Below are 18,593 nucleotides of genomic sequence, written 5' to 3' on the forward strand. Positions count from 1 at the left end.
TGGCGCCCGCGTCGCACCAGTAGCTCAGCTGGATAGAGTACTGCCCTCCGAAGGCAGGGGTCGTGGGTTCGAATCCCGCCTGGTGCACCATATTTTGCAGTCTGGATGTGTCGTTGACAGTCTACAAAGAACTCCGAAAGCCCGCCTTGTGCGGGTTTTTTGTTTTTAGTGTCCCGTCCTGAATAAGGTTTATACCTTCTGACCTCTCCTCAGGAGGACTCAATGGATTCGGGCAAAAGGCGCAGCCAGCGCGATCGCACGCTGGCCTTTATGTTATTGGTCGTAGACCAGATTGAAAAAGGAGCGTTGAGTTTTAAAGACGCTCAACGGCGTTAGGCCACTGCAATAAAGCAAAAAATATCGATATTGCCCGTGACAATGTCAAACCACCTCAAGCCAAATCGGCATAACTGAGCCTTAACTCCCCAATCTCTATGTAGTTAAGCTAGTTTTTATATCAGTGATGGGCAAGCCTCAGCCCGGTCGCCCCCAGGGAAAAATGCAAGAACCGAAGCTCAAGGCTCTCTGTCGGCATTTTTTGAGAATTTTCTTCCTACCATGCAATAATTATTGGATTAAGCTGATTCCTGTCTAAGGATGCGGCCCGGGAAATAGCCGCCACCAGAAGGAATTGCCGATGCCGACCTCTGACCAGTCAAAAGTCCTCTCCCCTGATCAATCCACCCTCTCTCAAGACCCACCTTATCGCCTAAGGATATCTAGGCTGACGGTCGACAAATTGGGTGTAAAGCTCTACGACAAGGCAAGTGCGGTAGTAGCTGAGCTCATTGCAAACGGATATGACGCAGACGCCGAAGCGGTCACCGTCCGCCTCCCGCTAAACATCCAGCTAGCATCGCAATCCGGCGGCGTGCTTGCTGATCTCGGACATGTGATAGATGTAGAGGATGACGGCCATGGGATGTCACCAGAGGAAGCGAGCAATTTTTTTCTAAGGGTTGGCGCCGACCGGAGAACTCGGCTTGGCCAGGATGGAGGCAAATCAAGGCAGAAGAAACGTCCTGTAATGGGGCGAAAGGGTATAGGAAAATTAGCACCCTTCGGAATTTGCAGAAAAATTGAAGTGTGGTCAGCGGGTGGGGAAAAGACCTCCAATGGATACGCCATATCCCATTTCCACATGGATTTCGACAAAATTGTCACAGATGAAGATGACGCCGTACCCTTGGAGATTGGCGACCAGGATCGAAAATGGAGTCCTAAGTCCGGCACGCGAATTCGGATGACGTCCTTTTTAGCTAAGCGTGTACCAGATCAAAAAACTTTCCTGCGACAGTTATCTGTGAGATTTACCTTTGCCAAGCCAGACTTCAAAATTGTAATCGTTGATAAAAACAAACCAGAAGATGAGCCGTTTACGGTAGACCCATTAGATATTCCTCTTCTGCCAGGTACTCGTGTAGATGTATCTAGTAGGCCAGTTATCGCCGATGACGGCACCATGCTTGCAGTGAAAGGTTGGCTGGGAATGGCCAAAGAAGCATATAAAAACGAAGAAATGATGGGTGTGAGAATCTACGCCCGGGGAAAAATTGCGGGGGTAACTCGTGATTTTAATCAACCGGCGGGTTTCACTGGTGAATTTGCAATGCGCTCATATCTGGTAGGGCAGGTGGAAGCAGAGTGGCTCGACCTTGACCAAGGGGAGGATCTGGTTCGAACCGACCGTCAAGATATACTATGGGATTCTGACTATGGACAGCTGCTTCGTAAGTGGGGTGCCGAGCTTATCAAAGAAATAGCCCGCACCTCTCGAGAGCCTCGTCGAATTCGGATTAGAGATGAATTTCTTAAAAAATCCGGAATTGAAAGCAAAGCTAAAGAGCGCTTTGGAGATAGAGAGGTTACGCGTGTGGCGATTGAGCTTGCAAAAAAGTTTGGCGGTTTTGCAGCTGAAGACGAACTTAACGATGAGATTTATGTTGACGATCTGTCTCAGATTATTCTATCTGTCGCGCCACATCAGGCACTAATGGAGGCTTTCCATGAATTCACCAATCAGGCGATCAAAGGTGAAGCCTCATTGGGTCAAATGCTAGACATATTTAATAAGGCTCAAATTGCAGAGCTTGCGTCATACGCGCAGATAGCAGCTCAACGTGTGCGAGTTATAAAGGACTTAGAGCGTATCATCGATGAATCTATGAATGAGTATCAATTTCAGGCTCTTATTGCCAAAGCTCCTTGGCTTATCGAGCCATCATGGACCGTAGTTACAAAAAATCAAAGTTTAAAAAATTTCAAACATGCATTTGAAGCATTTTGGAAAAAACAACATGGAACTGAGATAAGTTTAGCTATCGGGCACGAAGACAAGCGTCCAGACTTCACTCTAGTTACTATCGACGGACTCTTGCATATTGTCGAAATAAAAAAGTCGTCACATACACTGGATGACGGCGATTTTGAGCGGCTTATAAATTATCACGACGCATTCGAAAAATTTTTTGATGAAAACAAAATCACAGTAGCTGAGTTTTATAGAGAGTGGCGAATTGACTTGGTAGCAGATGGCGAAAACCTAAGAAAAAGCGCAAACAAGCACGCCTATCAAAGTTTTGAGAAAAGTGGAAGATTGAAGCGCGTAACATGGCGAGATTTTCTTAGTCGCGCGAAAAAAGTCCATGAGCAATTTTTGGATGTCTACGAGCTAGGCGAAGAAAAAAGACAAGGCAATACGATATGAAGAAGTTGCGAGCAGTAAGTTTATTCTCTAACTGCGGAGCCGGCGATGTTGGCTATCGGAAAGCAGGTTTTGAATTTGAAGTAATGGCCGAGCTCGATCCGCGAAGACTAGAGGTTTGCTTATTAAATCATGAAGGCGCGGAAGGAGTAGCTGGGGATCTGAGAGCTACTTGGCCAGCCGTGATAAAGAAGTATCGATCTAGGGCTGGAAAAATTCGTCCTGCTCTCCTATGCGCCTGTCCGCCGTGCCAAGGGATGAGTTCAGCACGCTCAGGAAAGGGAAGCCATGACGATCCCGAGGCTGGCTCAAAAGACGAGCGCAACCTCCTTGTTACCATTGTTGCGAAAGTCGCCCTAGAGCTACAGCCTGGAATTCTGGTTGTAGAAAACGTACCAGCTTTCTTTTCACGTAAAGTGCACCACCCGGAGGATAAAGAGCCTGTCTCTGCTGCGAATTATCTAATCAGCACGCTTGCTGAAAACTATGTCGCCTTTCCGATTATTACTGATTTATGCGACTTTGGTGTTCCGCAATCTCGTAATCGAGCGTTTCTCACGCTAGTTCGCAAAGACTTACCCGGCCTGAAAGATATGTTAAAAATCGGGCGCACTCCTTTTCCGAGAGCTACACATGCCTTAGATGTCGGTAATAGTAGGCCTGTAACAATTATGCAAGCACTTGATAGCTTTGGCTTGCCAGAATTAGATGCAGCTACACCGACTTCAGCAACCGCTGCGGAGTACGCGGGATTTCATTCCGTTCCTGTTTGGAATGATCGAATATATGCGATGGTATCAGCAATACCTAAATCATCAGGTAAAAGTGCATGGGAAAATGAAAAATGTCTTGATTGCGGCCCCGTCAACGTGAGCGCCGACTCGATTGAATGCCCAATTTGCAGATCCCCTCTATTGCGACCTATCGTCATGGACCAAGGAACCTATCGCTTCGTGAGGGGATTCAAAAGTAGCTATAGACGAATGCACGCCGAACGCCCAGCAGCAACTGTGACGACTGCAAGCGGCCATATTGGCAGCGACTACACAATTCATCCGACACAGAATCGCCTACTTAGCCCTATAGAATGCGCTCTTTTACAAACTTTTCCTTCTGATTTCAAATGGGGGAACACCCTTAGCAAATATGGACATTCGAATGTCCGTGAAATGATTGGTGAGGCGGTCCCTCCAGCTTTCACGAAAATGCACGGACAAGTACTGCGGAGCATTTTCTTGAGAAAATGGGAAATTGCACCGATGGCGCAAAGTGATGAACGCGTTAAAAAGGGCTGGGATAAATTGGCCGCAGCTGCTCGTAAAGACGGGCGGAAAGACCCTAGAACCTACTTCAATCTAAACCTCGCTCCAAAGCTGATTAAAGAAAAAATTAAAGCTTCTACTCCCGAAGCTCTTGAATGTAATCCTTAAGTTCTCTAAAAAATCTAGCTGCGCGGATTTTTTATTTGCGCAGCTATTAGACTTTAAGTTACTTAGGTGTACCCGGCACAGGCTTGAGCTTGGTAACCAAGTCGCGCAGCAGCGGTTCTCTATCACTCATTTGAGTCAAGAAATCTTGCACAGCTTGCCCCCCCAGCTCACAAACCTGTTGTATTCTGGAGTCATCGCCGTACGGGTCCGTTCCGACTAATAGAGCACTAAGCAAATCCATATGTCCACGCCGCGATCGAAGCAAGACATTATCCCACGTTTCAAAACCAATCACCTGAGATGAATATTTTGACAAATAAGGAGCATGCGAACCTGCTACCAAAAGCCCACTTACATTAGCTGTTTGAAATCGTGAGGATAAATACAAAACGTATGAATGCAACTGTTGGTATTCTTCATTTTCCGCAACATCCCCCGGCCCCTTCAGCTCCACAATCAATATTTCTTTATCCTCCGGAGTTCCAAAGAATACGAAGTCGGGAAGCGTTCTATCGGCCGGCATTGTAGGAAAAGGATTGCGCTTTTCAATAAGGTGCGCCTCTTCTTTAACAATGGTTGCTAACGCTTTACGATAAACGTACTTCTCGTATTTCGTATGTAAAATCCAAGGAAAGCTTTCGATTAACTGTTGAAGCTGTGTTTCTTGACCTTTTAGAATATGTCCATGGAGTTGTGTTAATGCAAAAACCCGCAAAGAGAACGCTACAGCCAGCGATAGACTTTCTGGAACTAGCTCATCGTTTAGCCTGTTAATCGATCCCACAAATCCATCTGGTTCAAACGCAGTTACTTCTTTCCACAGCTCTTTAATGAGCTTGCGAGCTGGTTCATGAACCCAAGCTTTGGCTGCGGCCTCAATCAATCGGACTTTGGCCTCCTGATCCTTACCTAGACGTGGAGAGACATCGCTAATCAACGAGGCGAGATGAGTTTTTTCTGATGCGCGCAATTTGATGCTAGGCGACTTCTCAATTACACGATTAATTAACTCTTGATCTTCCTTGTCGGAAATTTCTTTACGCTTTTTCTCGTAATCCTTAATCCAAGACAAAACTGATTTTGCTCCCCATTCATGAAGGGACTCTAAGTCAGGATCCTCCCAGTTAACGCTAGTACGATCTGTCGAAATGGTGTCTTGCTGCAGCTCATCTATCCAGTCAGCCTCGACAACGGCGTACATATATCGAGAAAAAATCTCACGACCTTTTACACCGAAAAAGAAAGGTCTGTCTTGGCCAATTTTTCCGTGAGCATAGACACCTACCCCCGCTTCTTCTTGTGACCATGTTGCTGACTTTACAAAACCTACCCAATATTTTATCTTTCTCTCGCCTTGGAGTGTGGTCAGGGACTGCTCTAACATACCTTCTGACGGTATGCGCAACTCCCACTCAGGAAAAGCGTCGCTTTCTCCAAGAACCTCTCCATTGATATGAACCTTAAAATCAGGCCTGGTGAGAGTAACGGTAAAACGCCTACCGATAGACTCTCGCAGCTGGCTGACTGGGATAGAGCGTTTTGAAGTTAGCTCTGTAGAAAAAATCAAAGTTCCAGAGTTAGTGGCTTCTATTGCCTTTACAAATCGGGTAAGCGTTTTTTCCATCTCCGGAAATTCGTTATTCTTTAATTCCGCTAATGGAACTTGATCTGCCACGATTCTCGGGGCGTATATTGCTGTAGCTGAGACGTCTTCATTTTCCGACTGCAGCATCATGTTGTAATCGAACCTGAGCCACATTGTAGACCCTTTGTAGACTGTAACAACATGGACAATACGTGCGACTCCGAACGGGGCTAGCTTCCCAATACCTTTGCGACCCATCGGATAACGAGACTCAACTTTCTTGATATCTTCTGGTCTTGGCTTCGGTCTTCCCACTACCAAATAATTGCTGATCAATAACGCTTTGCTCATTCCCACGCCATCATCAAACACACTGATCGCTTCGGGTATACCTAGGTCATCGGTTAACAAATCAACAAAAACATTTTTAGCCATTGCATCCCAAGAATTGGAAACAAGCTCGGCTAACACATTCGTAGGCTTATTCTGATATAGCTTTAGGCCTAAATGCTCAATCACATTATGCGCAAATCTAAGGGTGAGGGGCGCATGCTCTAAGGGGTCAGTCACTATATCCAGCCTTCCATTCCGTGCTCGCGCTTTGTCCAGGTCTGCATGACCATCCCTGCGCTATGTGGGTTAGTGGCCACTAGAATGCCACGCTCTACCTGTGATTGCAGCATAAGAAATCATCACTGTATCCTCTGTAACCATCCTAAGGCATCGTGTATGGCCTCGAGACATCGCGAATCTGTTACACCGCTCGTAGATGTAACTTCATATTCCAACGCTACGATAATGTGAGCTACCAATAAAATCTATATAAATCAATTACTTAAAAATGAAGATGCAGCCTTTCATAACCCTACTGCCCTTCATCAGTGGTTCTCCATCGGGATGTGTGTTCATATCCCGCGCAGGGGACTGTAGTGGTCAGCTGGTCCCGGACACGACGTTAAGGTTTTTCTCGTACTGAGCGGGCGCCAGTCCACCATTGAACTGGTGTGGCCGAATCCAGTTGTAACGATGCATCAGGTAATGACTGATATCCCGCTGAGCCTCTTGGGCTGTCATGTAGACCACGGTCGGTATCCACTCAGTTTTCAAGCTGCGCAATACACGCTCCATCGGCGAGTTGTCGTAGCAATTACCTCGGCGACTCATGCTCGGGCGTATACGATATCGCCAAAATCGTTGGCGATATTGTCGACTTCCATATTGAGCGTCCTAATCCGAGTGAAACAGAAGGCCCTGGGGCTTTCCGCGTTACTCATAGGTCATGTCCAGCGCCTTGATCACCGAGTCCGTATCGCTTGTTCAAAAACGCCCACCCTACAATCCGACGCGCATTAAAGATCCATAACCACCGCCAGGTAATGCCATTTTCCTTGCGCCCAGATGTAGGTGATGTCGCGACAACAGACCTGATTGGGCGCGGGTACATCAAACTCTCGATTCAAAATATTCGGAATGTCAGGCCGCTCCACTGTTGCTTTTTTATAAACATGCGAGCCTGGTTGCTTGCTGATTGATCCCAAGTCCCGCATCAGGCCACGCACCTTGAACCGACCGATTTGCTCGCCATCCTCCTGCATCATCGAAACGATACTGCGGCTGCCGGCAGCGCCTCGACTTTGCCAGAACAGTTCATTGACCCGGCTGCATAGACGAACCCGCTCAGAGTTTGGGGCTCGGCGTAGCAGGCAATGGTCGTATGAGCACGAGCGAGGTATCTCGAACACTTTGCAAAGCAACTCGATCGACTCATGGGCACAGAGCTGATCAATCAGCGCATGCGCTCGTGTTCTTCCGACATCAAGAGCGCGGTAGCCTTTTTTAAAATAGATTTCTCCCGCTCAAGACGGGCGATCCGGGCTTCCAGTTCCTGGATTTTCTGCTGCTCTGGCGTCAGGGCTTTGCTCTGAGGCGTTACGCCATTGCGCTCCTGCTGGAGCTGGCTCACCCAGCGGCGCAGCGCTGACTCGACCACCCCAAGCGAGCGTGAGACTTCGATATGGCTATATCCTTGATCGAGCACGAGGCCTGCGGCCTCGCGTTTGAATTCAGCAGCGAAGGTACGGCGTTGTTTGGTCATCAGACACCTCTAGCTGGCGATATTCTCGCCTAAATGGGTGTCCGGAATCATTAGATCACTACAGTGACGGACATGAAAATTTTAAATACGCGGATAGCGTTAGCTGCAAGTTAGGTCATGTGTCAACTACGTTTGGAGTACCTATGGAGCCGCCTCCAAACCGGCCCAAGCGGCTTGGTGCCAATGATTATCGAAGCGATGACCCTGATTCTGCAATTCACAACCTATAGTCGAGCAGCGAGCACATTGCGGTTCCATAGACCCGTGGTGAAACAGATATAATCATAAGTACCAGAATTAGATTATCCAACTTTTTAACCAGCGCCATCCTTGTAAGGATGGCGCTGTCAAAAAAATATTAGGAATTTTAGTTTACATTTATCGTTGGTAAGCTACCATTGTTTCATAGGCAATCAAAAACGAAATCTTTTCGCATTAGTACACACTCGCTGTACCAATGCTTCCGCTTGCAAGGGGTTGCCAAGATTCTTAGCGCGGCCTCGAAGTACTCTTAGGAGGTGTGCATATTCCTGGCGTAAACCTGTTGCAAATATACCGGGATCATCAGAGCCCATTACTATCGCGACAGAGCTTTCCGTCGAATGTTTACCCAACCCCAGCCAATTAACTGCATGATGCTCGTTGTAGCCCTCATGAATACTGATTCGTACGTTACTAGTGGGAAGAGTCTCAATGGCTATAGTGCAGTCGGCGAGACGTTTGAGGACTGCCTGCTGCAAGCCTCGTAATACCTTGGGGCTTAGAACATCATCCTTCCTGAACACTACGATTTCTTCTTGGCACCGCTGCAGCTGCTTCATTGTTGCGCCTACGCCATGCCTTAGCAAAAACTGGGCATGAGCTTCTGGATGCCGATCACGAGCTTCTGCATAACGCATCGCTTCAGCTCGACGGTTCGGGTCTACGTCACTGCTGCCTGTATCCCTTACCAGAGGATCTAAAGCGCGTAGTTTCCAAGCCGTGGCTAGAACATCTGGAGTGAGAGTCGGGTTTTGCCAGATCCTCATAGTCAGCGAACGGATCTCGGCTTCAATCTTAGTTATGCTGTCTATGGGAATCCCTGCATTGACCAAGGTATCCCAAGCGAATACAAGATCATCAAGGCGCTCTTCCAGTGGCAAAACCACGTAACCCTGCACTGAATCCCACCACTTTTTAGGGCTAATACCCGCGGCGGTACCATGACCAATCCGGCATCCTGCATCTAGGCCGAGATACATCACCGCCTCGCTAATAGCACGCAAGCCAGACGCTAAATGCGAAAAATCCTCTCCTACGTGATATGTGAATCGGCGAACGCCAGCGGTACGCATCCGCCGAAAAACGGGGGCGAACACTTCGGGCCCAGCATGTCTCTCATTGCTAGCAGCATCAATTCCACGAATTAGCCTTTCTAGGCCTTGTGTGCGTTGGAGTAATGTTATCAGCGCCCGTGCACTATGGTCGGTCTCACAGCGTAGTCGAACATCGCGGCAAAAAGGACGCACACGACTGTTTGAAAAAAAAGAGTCTCGCTCACTGTAAGTGGTCTGCTTAATGAAGTGAGGTACCAGCCCTAGCCGTAAGCGTCGGATTGACTTAGGAACGTTAGATCGACCCCTTTCAAGCTCCCGTACCCTCTCTAGCAGTTCAGACAAAGAGCTGTATTTCGAAGAGCATTGTTCGGACGATATTTGACTACCTTCATCTTCACTCAGGAATTTTAAATAGCCGCGTAAAATATTTCCTATTAGCGCTGCTGTCTTGTCTGGATGATTTTTAGGGGCGAAGCGGCCTTCTAGAAAATCCACGACTTGCTGATGGCCGCGCTCAATCTGTCGGAAGCGTTCAGCATAATCCTGTTCTGTAACTTCCCGCAATTCATTAAGAGTTATATATTGAAACTGATCAAAACCTTTATGCTGGGCCTGTTGCACCAACAGCCTGCAAAACTGAGATCGGATTAGCGCATAATGCCAGAATGCATAACCATGACGTTCTGACAAAATGCGATTATTGAAGCTAGTTAGTAATGTGACCAGTTGCCAAGCCTCGGTCACAACTGTTCCCAAGCGTAGAGCAGAGTGTGGCAAGCACATCTGCCGCGCCTTGCTGAGGTGGCATTGCGCTGATGTAACTCTTTCCCTTTTGCCTGGCATCGCCGCACCCTCAACAGCGCAGCGTAATAGCATAGCCTTGAGCACCGCAGCATTTTCAACACGCAGCATCAATTTGGTCGGTTGAAGTTGTGAATCTTCTTGCCGCAATAGACGATCAACGCCATTGCCTACAGCCACATGCAGACCAAATTCACGCTTGAGCGTTTTGTAAGTAAGTGCCCCTACTACCTTCTGCGGACTGATCAGAGCATCTCCCCATACCTTTTCCGCCTCAGTAGTGCCATTTAGATGCATGTGAATTTCATCTAATCCCTGAGTCCTGCATAGATGGTCGAGAAACGGGTCGTCATCAACTGGCAAGGTTGAATCGCTAAGCCAACGCTGAAAACGAAAGATCGCGCACTCTCGTTCCTGATAGTCGATCGGACAATGACCAGACCATTTCAGCTGGTTAGCGATCCAGGCTGAAGTTACCAGTAAAGGCGGCACAACAAGAATAAGGGCTTGCCAAGGCTCCAACAGACGCGTGCGAACACGGATGGAGCCATCGCTTCCTTCGCACAGAAATGTCTCTGCTAGCCGATGAAGCAAAGATGGTAATTGAACGTGAGCTCCATCCAACGAAAGCTCCCGGACAGTCCTTAACAGTCGCTTTTCTAGTATGTCATCCGTCACCAGAGGATTCAGGCGGCTCATCTGCATGAAGCGGCCCTGATTGAAACTTTTTAGCCAATCCTCGGCCTGTACCTTTGTTAGTCCGTCTTCGTAAAAACAAGCGACATCAGTATCGCGGCTATCACGGACAATATCCTCCGCTGAACGTAATAAATCGACGTTGAGAAATACAGACTTTGCATACGTAACCATTTCCAAAGCCTGGAAGAGTTCTGACTCAGTAGAGCGATAAACGCTAGAATTACTTAGCTGCATAACGCGGCACAACGTTCAGCAGTTCATAGAAGCTCACGATCTCAATATTGTAAGAATTACCGCGGGTAGGTCCGATTAAGACTTCTATAGTTTCATTTTTAAGTCCGGTGAGATAGGGGTGTGGAATGTAACCATTCACCCCCATTCGTTTTAGTGCTTTGCCTGCGACATCAAAAAGCTTATGCTTACAACCTAATCCTACGGGGTCTAAAAAAATCCATATAAGCGGACAGGATAGTAATACGGCAGCTAGCACTGGCATATCCTCATCAGAGAATCTTCTTAAAAGATCTACAAAAGCTTGATCAGAAGTTTTTGAGGTTTCCTTCCTCCCCTGAACCGATGAGGAAGTCGCTAAAATACCATGTAGTATGCAAATTATCTGTCTATGTAAAATCTCGCCACTCCGCCACTTAGTCGTTACTTTCTCGTCCAAGCTAAGTAAGTCGTCATGAAGCCGCAAAGCGATTCGGCCTAATAGGGCGGGGGACATTTTCAGTTCAAGACCTCGTGCATAAACATGCCAATCTCTCATGCTTGATTTGAAAATTTCGTAAGAGTTTTGATTTTTAGGATCGGGCTCATCACCATACTCGTCTAGATCGTCATCATCATCCGTATCGTTGTCAGATGTGATAGAGGCTTTTTCAATGTCTTCAAATGGTAGGATTACGTCAAACTGACCAAATGCGTCCAGCTCTTCAATATAATCAGCGGTTAAGAGATCTGCTATAACACCCAGCAAGGAAAGCGCCGAGATGGACCGCATTACTTCGCCGCGCTCATTAAAACGCTTACTAACCGGAAGTCTGAGCACCTCTCCAAATCTTCCACAGCGGACTTCTATCAAGTCATCAATGAAGAGCCAACCAGTTCCATTACGTACCTGCAAATCTTGAGCATTAGACCCAAATGATTTTAGCCACCTTTTAGAGTGTTCAGATAGGGCCTTCGAATCTATTACATTTTTTACATGTGGCTTACCTTCGCTCACGCAATACCAGGTATGCAGCATAGATTTGGAGTCAACCCGATTGGCTAGCCCTACAGAACCGAACGACGACCCTCTCAACTTGTTGGCCCTTTCATTGCTCCGATCAACAGCTCCCAATCGTGCCGCCAATTCTGATGCGGTTACGGTAGATTGACTCCAGAGAAAACGAAAAAGTGAATTCCTTACTCCTGTGTCCAGTAACACGGGCCGCCGCATCATTGCCAGCGGCAAGGCTAGACCTAAGAGTGCTTTCAGAGCATTACCCACATGCCCTCTAAGCTTCTGGGCCAGCGACAATGCTAAGCAATGTACGACAATCGCTCGACTTACATCAGAGGAAACACCAAATCTTACGAGGTCAGGTGCATCCTTTTGCTTGCTCATCCATTCAAGGACTATTCGTAAAGAGCTATCTAAATCTCCCTTAGAAATTAGGTCGGCCGGAATTCCTTGAGCGTGTAAGCGAGTCGAAAATGCAGTGAATATCGCGCTGTATCTTCTTTCATTTTTAGCGTCAAGCGCCCGCATATAGCCGATAACAAGCCGCAGTGGCTCCATTGCGACAATGTTGAAGAAGGGGTGAATAGAGACGTTAGGTATCTCGTGCATGAGCTCGCTAATACTTTCGTTCGCCCATCTTCTTACTTCTACCTTAGTAGCTGATTTTAGAGTGCCACTTACAAGAATGATCTCAATTTTTCCCTCGGAATATTGTTTGAGGCCACCCAAAGGCACCATTGAAATTCGATTCTGAGGTGGGGCAATCTTGAGAAGATATTGTTCTTCGAGCTCCAGTACAGCGTCACCTACTCTTTGATTACTTAAGCCCATTAGTATGGGATCGCGCTCTAGAAGCTGTTTGCCAAACGCCAGGTAGATATTTTTTCTCAGCAAGCGCCCATAAAGCTCAATATCACCTGAAAGTATAATAGCTAATCGTGGGTGAGTCAGATATTTTCTGACTGTTTCCAAAATGATATATCCATGAGAAAAGTTTGTATCTACATCATCGAAAGTCAGCACGAACGCTTTCTTTTTTAGCATGTCCAGCGCATGCTCAATATATATGCCTAACTTCTTCTCAAAATCTCGTCCCTTCGAGGCTTTGCGCAAACCTTGGCTCATAACCCATTTTGCATCCTCCCATTCGGATCCGTAGACTGAACTGGCTCCAATTCCATCCAGCAGTCCTAGCCCCTCGGCTAGTCCCTCTCGAGCATCATCCAATGCTCTAGTGTCACCTTGGACTTGGGCAAGAGCGGTCTCAATAGCAGAAAGAATAACAACAACAATATTTTCTTTAGTTTCGATCAGGGTTGGATCGATAAGCCGCAGGACGCTTAGCTGCAGCTCTTCGTCTCGCTTAAGCTTTTCCAATGACTTTAGTAGAAATGTAGTTTTCCCGCTCCCACGACTCCCTTCGATCAAAATTGCGTTATGAACTCTTGGGTAGGTTATGTCCGTATCTCTAATGTCTCGGTAGGAGAACGTGCCGAGGCTGTAGATTTGCTTTTCGATCCCATCTCTCAATTTCTGATATGCCTCGTGCTGCAGTTGCTCCGCAGAGTCCTCCAGCACACCTGCTTCGTTGGCAGAAAGGTCTATCACTACACACTTATCGTTCATGGATCTGTCCTTGACCAAACAATCGGGTATTCAAAAAATGGCGTTTACAAAAATTACCCATCGCTTCAGTATCGGACGATGGTTAGGTGCTGACGCCGAATCGAACCGTGCGTTTACGTCAACATCTAGGTGCGCTTGATGTAGATATGGCCTGACTTATCAGGTGGGAGGAACGTCGTATCAGGTGAAAATTTGACAGTGAGAAACACAACGCCAGCGATAGCCTATCGCTATATTATGGCTTGCGTTCATTGTCAATAGACTCTTGATCTTTCAGATCCCATGAGCAGCCAATTTCCATTTTCTGGATGAAATCACCTAGCACACGCAATTGTGACGCCAGCCCTCTTCTGCGCTCGACCAACATGCCGCGTTTCTTATCGGATACTTTCAAAGCGTAGCTATTGATGTTCGATTGGTCCTTATGGCATTGAAAATCCGTCCTTGGGTAAAGACTAGGCGTCATTCCGAGCTTGCATGCATCGTTACCCACCGCCAAAAGGTTTAGCATTCAGCCCACCTTCGGATGTGAAGTTTTCTGCATGACGGCCTTCTACCTCAAGTTACTCATCACCCCCGCGCTCATGCTGGCCATTTCATTGGCGGCAAAGCGCTGGGGTACCGGCGTGGCAGGGCTGCTTTCCGGCCTGCCGATGACCTCGGCGTTGGTCATGCTGTTTCTCAGCCTCGAGCAAGGCACCCAATTCGCCTCGATGGCGGTGCCTGGGGCATTGGCCGGGCTGGCGGCGATTCAGGCGACTTACCTGTTTTATTTCCTGATCACTCGACGCGTTTCAGCGCTGACGGGATGCGTCCTGGCTCTGGCGGTGTATGGCGCGACGGCCTTTCTGATGAACCTGTCGGGCTTACTGGCGCTGTCGATCATTTTTACGCTGCTGATGGTTGCATTGATCATCGTTGCCACCTCGAAACAGACACCGCCGGACGTAGCGTCATACGTGGCACTGCCGCGCTGGGTCATTCCGATGCGCATGCTGACGGCCACGCTTCTGCTGCTGGCGATTACCGCAAGCGCCACCTGGCTCGGGCCGGTGGTCAGTGGACTGCTGGCGCCCATCCCGGTGATCGCCTGGCCGCTTGCAGTGTTCGTCCATGTTCAAGGCGGGCGTTATGAACTGGCAGCGATAATCCGCGGCAATGCCATTGGCGCCGTCGGTGTGGTGAGTTTCTACCTGACCCTCCGGTACTCCATATTGCAATGGGGCGCGCTTCTGTCTATCGCGGCTGCCGTTTTACTGGCTGTCGTGGTGACGGCTGGGTTGGCGCGGTTGTTGGCGAAGCGGTAGGGCTATAGTTGCTCCACTGAATTCGTGCATGCATCAGTGTGGTGTTTCAGAAGCACCACACCAGGCTCCTTACGATAAGTGGCTGCCTGCGTTAAAAACAGACTCGCGTGCGAGCCTGATCGGAATGCTCCTTTACAGCGCGTAGAGTCGAACGTGACTCCGACCCTGTTACTGACGCCACGCTTACGGGGTGTTATAGGAAGCACATTACCGGTCAGCTAACGGGTCGCTCCTGAGTGAGCAAGGCCAGGCCCAGCACGATAAACGTGGTCCCGCTTATTCGATTAATGATTCGCTGGGACTTCGTGGACATGAGGCCTCCTGCAATTGCTCCGAGCCGATGTACTCCAAGCATCAAAGCGATGTCCCATGTGACCTGTAGAGCAACGAAGGTGGCCCCAAGAATCAGCAATTGGGCTTCCATGTGACCGAGCTCCGGATCAGCGAACTGAGGAACGAGCGAAACGTAAAACAGGATAGCCTTTGGATTCGCGGTTTCGACTATGAACCCTTGTAAAAGCGGTGTTGCTGACGTTTCTATTTTGCACGCGTGTTTGGGCTCGGGGCGGGTAAGGAATGTGCGAATCCCCAGCGCGACAAGGTATGTACACCCGATAAACTTCAGAGCAACGAATGCGGCCGGATAGGCTGCAAAGAGCTGGGCTACTCCGAACGCGAGCGCCATGGTGATGGTAAGCCCACCGAGCGCCATGCCAAGTGCGTTGCGCAAGATCACTTGTCGGGAGCTGCGCATTCCGACGGCGATTGCATAAGCAAAACTTGGCCCTGGAACGACAAGAACGATGAGGCTCGTGAGGATAAACGAAAGATACAGATGTACATTCATTGAGTAAGTTTTCGATGCGTCGACGGTTCGGCCCGCAGGATGCGGGCCGTATTTGCTTTTTTACTCAGGCATCGGCGTAGCGTTCGATGCCTTGGCGAAGCAGGTCGAGGGCGTTGTGGGTGACCGATTCCGGGTAGCCGGTGGGGATACGGATGTGCGCACCTTGGGCACCTGAATAATTGCTCGCCGTGGCCAGCACCAAGCCGTACTCGCCCAGCATTTGATCGGCGAAACCCTCGATGTCGTGTACTGGCAGGTTGACGAACACCTGGGTGCCCGCTGGCGGCAGCGATGCATACTTCGACAGGTGGCGGCCGAGGAACTCTCGGACAATGGCCCGGCTGTTGACCACTTGTTGGTGTAGCGGCGCGTTTCCCATCGAGATCAAGGACGCGGCCTTGGTTTGCGCAGGCGAGCAGACGGCGACACATTCAATCTCCAGCATCCCCGCCATTGCCTCGACATTGTCCGGCGAGGAGGTTACCCAGCCGATCCGCAAACCAGGCGAGCCGTAGTTCTTAGACACTGAATTAACGGTGTAGAGTGACGAAAGATCGCTTGTGCAGGCGAATGGTGAGCGTATCTTCTGGTCGTCGAAGATGAAGGAGTCGTACACCATATCCAGCACCAGCGAGATGCCGCGCTCGGCCAGACTCGGCACCAGCTCCTCCATAAAGGCGTCTGAGTAAATCCCACCCAATGGATTATGTGGAAAGTTGAGGTACACCAGGTTGGTGTCTGCGCGGCATACAGCCAGGACCTCTTCGACGGTAGGGAAGGCAGCCCTCATCCGGTAGTAGATCAGGTCGTAGCCGGTGGCTTCCAGCAGGGCGGGGACGGCGCCGAATACCGGAGCCAGGCACACCGCTGAGCCAGCCTCGGCGCTACGGCGCTTGATCTGCCGAAACACGAGTGACAAGCCGTGCATTCCGCCATTGGTGACGAGGAAATTCTCGCCTGACAAATCGAGCCCGTACAGCGCGTTATCGCGGTCGCAGAGGGTATTGATCAAGGGTGGGGCGCCATTGCAGTCAGCGTATTGAAAGATGTCGTTGCTGGCGGCAAACGGAGTCGGTGACGCTGCACCTGGCCACACCGGAACATTCTCCACGAAGTAGCAAGCCGAATCTCGCAGCTCCGAACGAGCGTATTTCAGGCGCTGCTGAAGCATACTCAGGCAACTATCGGGTCGGACGATTTGGTGGCGTTTGTTGTATGCCAAGGTCATGCCCTCCGCAGCAGATAGCCGATTTCCAGACCGGTCGAGTCAACCTGGTCAGACGTCGTCTCGCGGGTGATCAGGGACAAGCCAGCCTCGGCGAAAATATCCAGCCAATCAGCGTCCTGCACCAACAATTGATTGGTGAAGCAATGCAACAGATAGTAAGGGTTGTAATAAGCGAGCGCTAAGCCGTGGCGCATTGCGCCGGCATTGTCGAATTGGTTGTCGACTTCGATAATGATCAGGTTGATTGCGGGGAAACGGTGGACAATCTTTTTCAGGAAGTTGATCACTGCCGGTCGACCGGCCTGGCCAAGGATCTCATGCAGCACAAAACCCAGCACGATGAAATCGGGCTCGAAATTAAAATCCGAATCCAGGAATTCGACTGCCCCGCTGTGGCTGATGTGAACCCGATGCGACAGACCTTCTTTTTCGATCAGGTCTACAGCCTCCTCGAAGCCTCCGCGGTCCGGTTCGGCGCCCCAAGCCTGTATCTGCGGAAGGGCCTTGCAGAATTCGGCGAGGTATCGCCCGTTTCCGCAACCCAGGTCCAGCAGTTTTGTGCATGTACCGGGAGCTTTGGCCATCAAAGACCTGGTCAAGGGGATCGCGTCGAAGTGGCTGATACCACAGCTACCTACGCCGACCTTGGTTGCGTCGCGGGTGGCCCAGCCAGCGCCCTCCTGAAGGCGTTCGCCCATTTGTAGAAAAGTGGTGGCATAGCCGCCGACCAGCATCACATACCAGCCTTCGAAAGGTGCCAGCGCGTGCCCTTCTTTTGATAATGAGAAACCGTCTATTGTTTCCAGAAGAATCCCTTCGTTCTTCAGGTACCTGAATAAACCAAGTAGTTTCTCTTTATCCATCCCGAGCTCATGACAGGCCACATCCAGCGAGGCAACCGGGTGTTTAATCAGCAAGGAAAATAATTTTGCATCGAACAGATGATAAATTGATATAGCCAGAACGAACTGCCGGATCGGTTCGATGCCCTTAATTAGGGTTGTCTCAAAGCCAGTGTTTTCGCGTTGGATAGCGTCAAGCAGAGTCATTGTTTGCAATGTCCATTGGGTGATTGATTAATCCGTTAATGTTTGTATCTTTGCACAAAATAAAAAAGAGTGTGAATAATTTTCTCAAAAAAATTCTGCTCTCCATCCTTGACGTTGCTGGCTTTTGTACGATAAGTATTGCTGCATGCAGCGTAGACTGCAGGCCAGCGTGGCCATGGCGGCAAAGCTTCCAGCCAGGTTTTCGTAGTGAATGCCGATGCCTTCAGGTATCTGTTCAATGATGTTTCGTTGTCGATACTTTGGCCGATCAAATAGTCGAAGCACGCCAGGTTTGGGGTTGTGCGCAATGGCGCGTAACGGTATCACAGGCGTCATTCGGTGACGGTCGAAGTAGTGACGTAAAGGCTCAGTATCATAACCCTTGTCAATCCGTAATCAGCGATCATGTTCATGTCGTCGTCCCTGTTTTCCGGGCCAAGTGGCAGCGCCTATATACCCAGGACTGCTTATTTCTCTCTCATTTGATTTTTTTATACTGTGAAAGATTGAGCATATATCTCGGGATACAGTTATGAATTTTCTAGAGTGGCTTATGGCCGACGCAGCAGCATAAAACCCTTTTCGTTGAACGCCCTATTGGTAAGCAACGGTCCACCTGAACATAATGTCTTGCCGCGAAGTCAAAAAATCACTTCAGCCATGCTTCTCAAGGTGCCT

Annotated in this window: 10 protein-coding genes, 1 tRNA gene and 2 pseudogenes; 4 read left to right on the plus strand and 9 right to left on the minus strand. The window is 49.1% G+C overall.

Annotation, left to right across the window (positions count from 1 at the left end; genetic code table 11):
- The first annotated feature begins 13 nt into the window (after positions 1–13).
- The 3 genes from KUIN1_RS00575 (at position 14) to KUIN1_RS00585 (ending at position 4,134) form a co-directional block, all read left to right on the plus strand.
- Positions 14–90 (plus strand) — tRNA-Arg (locus tag KUIN1_RS00575).
- 547 nt (positions 91–637) lie between these two features.
- Positions 638–2,707: an ATP-binding protein gene (locus KUIN1_RS00580; RefSeq protein WP_152091769.1), complete on the plus strand. Its 2,070-nt coding sequence runs from the start codon at positions 638–640 to the stop codon at positions 2,705–2,707.
- Positions 2,704–4,134 (plus strand): DNA cytosine methyltransferase, encoded by a 1,431-nt coding sequence (locus KUIN1_RS00585; protein WP_116800557.1) that lies wholly within the window; start codon positions 2,704–2,706, stop codon positions 4,132–4,134. Before KUIN1_RS00580 ends, KUIN1_RS00585 begins: the two co-directional genes overlap by 4 nt.
- A 58-nt stretch (positions 4,135–4,192) precedes the next feature.
- Here the strand turns inward: KUIN1_RS00585 and KUIN1_RS00590 are convergent, their stop codons facing one another.
- The 5 genes and pseudogenes from KUIN1_RS00590 to KUIN1_RS00610 all read right to left on the minus strand — a co-directional run bounded on the left by KUIN1_RS00590 (position 4,193) and on the right by KUIN1_RS00610 (position 13,995).
- Positions 4,193–6,289, minus strand: coding sequence for an ATP-binding protein (locus tag KUIN1_RS00590; RefSeq protein WP_116800556.1), 2,097 nt, complete (start codon positions 6,287–6,289; stop codon positions 4,193–4,195).
- A 363-nt stretch (positions 6,290–6,652) separates the two neighbouring features.
- Positions 6,653–7,814 (minus strand): annotated as a pseudogene (locus KUIN1_RS00595) (IS3 family transposase).
- Between the two features lie 413 nt (positions 7,815–8,227).
- Positions 8,228–10,801: an adenosine deaminase gene (locus tag KUIN1_RS00600; RefSeq protein WP_232060008.1), complete on the minus strand. Its 2,574-nt coding sequence runs from the start codon at positions 10,799–10,801 to the stop codon at positions 8,228–8,230.
- Positions 10,802–10,850: 49 nt separating this feature from the next.
- Positions 10,851–13,484, minus strand: a complete 2,634-nt coding sequence (locus KUIN1_RS00605) for a hypothetical protein (RefSeq protein WP_152091770.1) — start codon at positions 13,482–13,484, stop codon at positions 10,851–10,853.
- Positions 13,485–13,719: 235 nt separating this feature from the next.
- Entirely contained in the window at positions 13,720–13,995 is a 276-nt protein-coding gene (locus KUIN1_RS00610) for a hypothetical protein (protein ID WP_116800296.1), read from the minus strand.
- Between the two features lie 31 nt (positions 13,996–14,026).
- On the opposite strand from KUIN1_RS00610, the gene KUIN1_RS00615 reads away from it, so the two are divergent.
- A complete protein-coding gene (locus KUIN1_RS00615) occupies positions 14,027–14,791 on the plus strand; it encodes a hypothetical protein (protein WP_152091771.1) in 765 nt (254 codons plus the stop codon).
- A 214-nt stretch (positions 14,792–15,005) separates the two neighbouring features.
- On the opposite strand, the gene KUIN1_RS00620 is transcribed toward KUIN1_RS00615, so the two are convergent.
- The 4 genes and pseudogenes from KUIN1_RS00620 to KUIN1_RS27855 form a co-directional block, all read right to left on the minus strand.
- Positions 15,006–15,638 carry a LysE family translocator gene (locus KUIN1_RS00620; protein ID WP_003401644.1) on the minus strand — a complete coding sequence of 211 codons (633 nt, stop codon included), beginning with the start codon at positions 15,636–15,638 and terminating at the stop codon, positions 15,006–15,008.
- A gap of 64 nt (positions 15,639–15,702) precedes the next feature.
- Positions 15,703–16,866: a beta-methylarginine biosynthesis bifunctional aminotransferase gene (locus tag KUIN1_RS00625; RefSeq protein WP_060406310.1), complete on the minus strand. Its 1,164-nt coding sequence runs from the start codon at positions 16,864–16,866 to the stop codon at positions 15,703–15,705.
- Positions 16,863–17,915, minus strand: a complete 1,053-nt coding sequence (locus KUIN1_RS00630) for a 2-ketoarginine methyltransferase (protein ID WP_152091772.1) — start codon at positions 17,913–17,915, stop codon at positions 16,863–16,865. Before KUIN1_RS00630 ends, KUIN1_RS00625 begins: the two co-directional genes overlap by 4 nt.
- Positions 17,916–17,999: 84 nt before the next feature.
- Positions 18,000–18,350 (minus strand): annotated as a pseudogene (locus KUIN1_RS27855) (IS5/IS1182 family transposase); the annotation flags it as partial.
- Between the last annotated feature and the right edge of the window lie 243 nt (positions 18,351–18,593).

The sequence above is a fragment of the Pseudomonas sp. KUIN-1 genome, from assembly GCF_009176725.1.
Lineage (GTDB): Bacteria > Pseudomonadota > Gammaproteobacteria > Pseudomonadales > Pseudomonadaceae > Aquipseudomonas > Aquipseudomonas fragariae.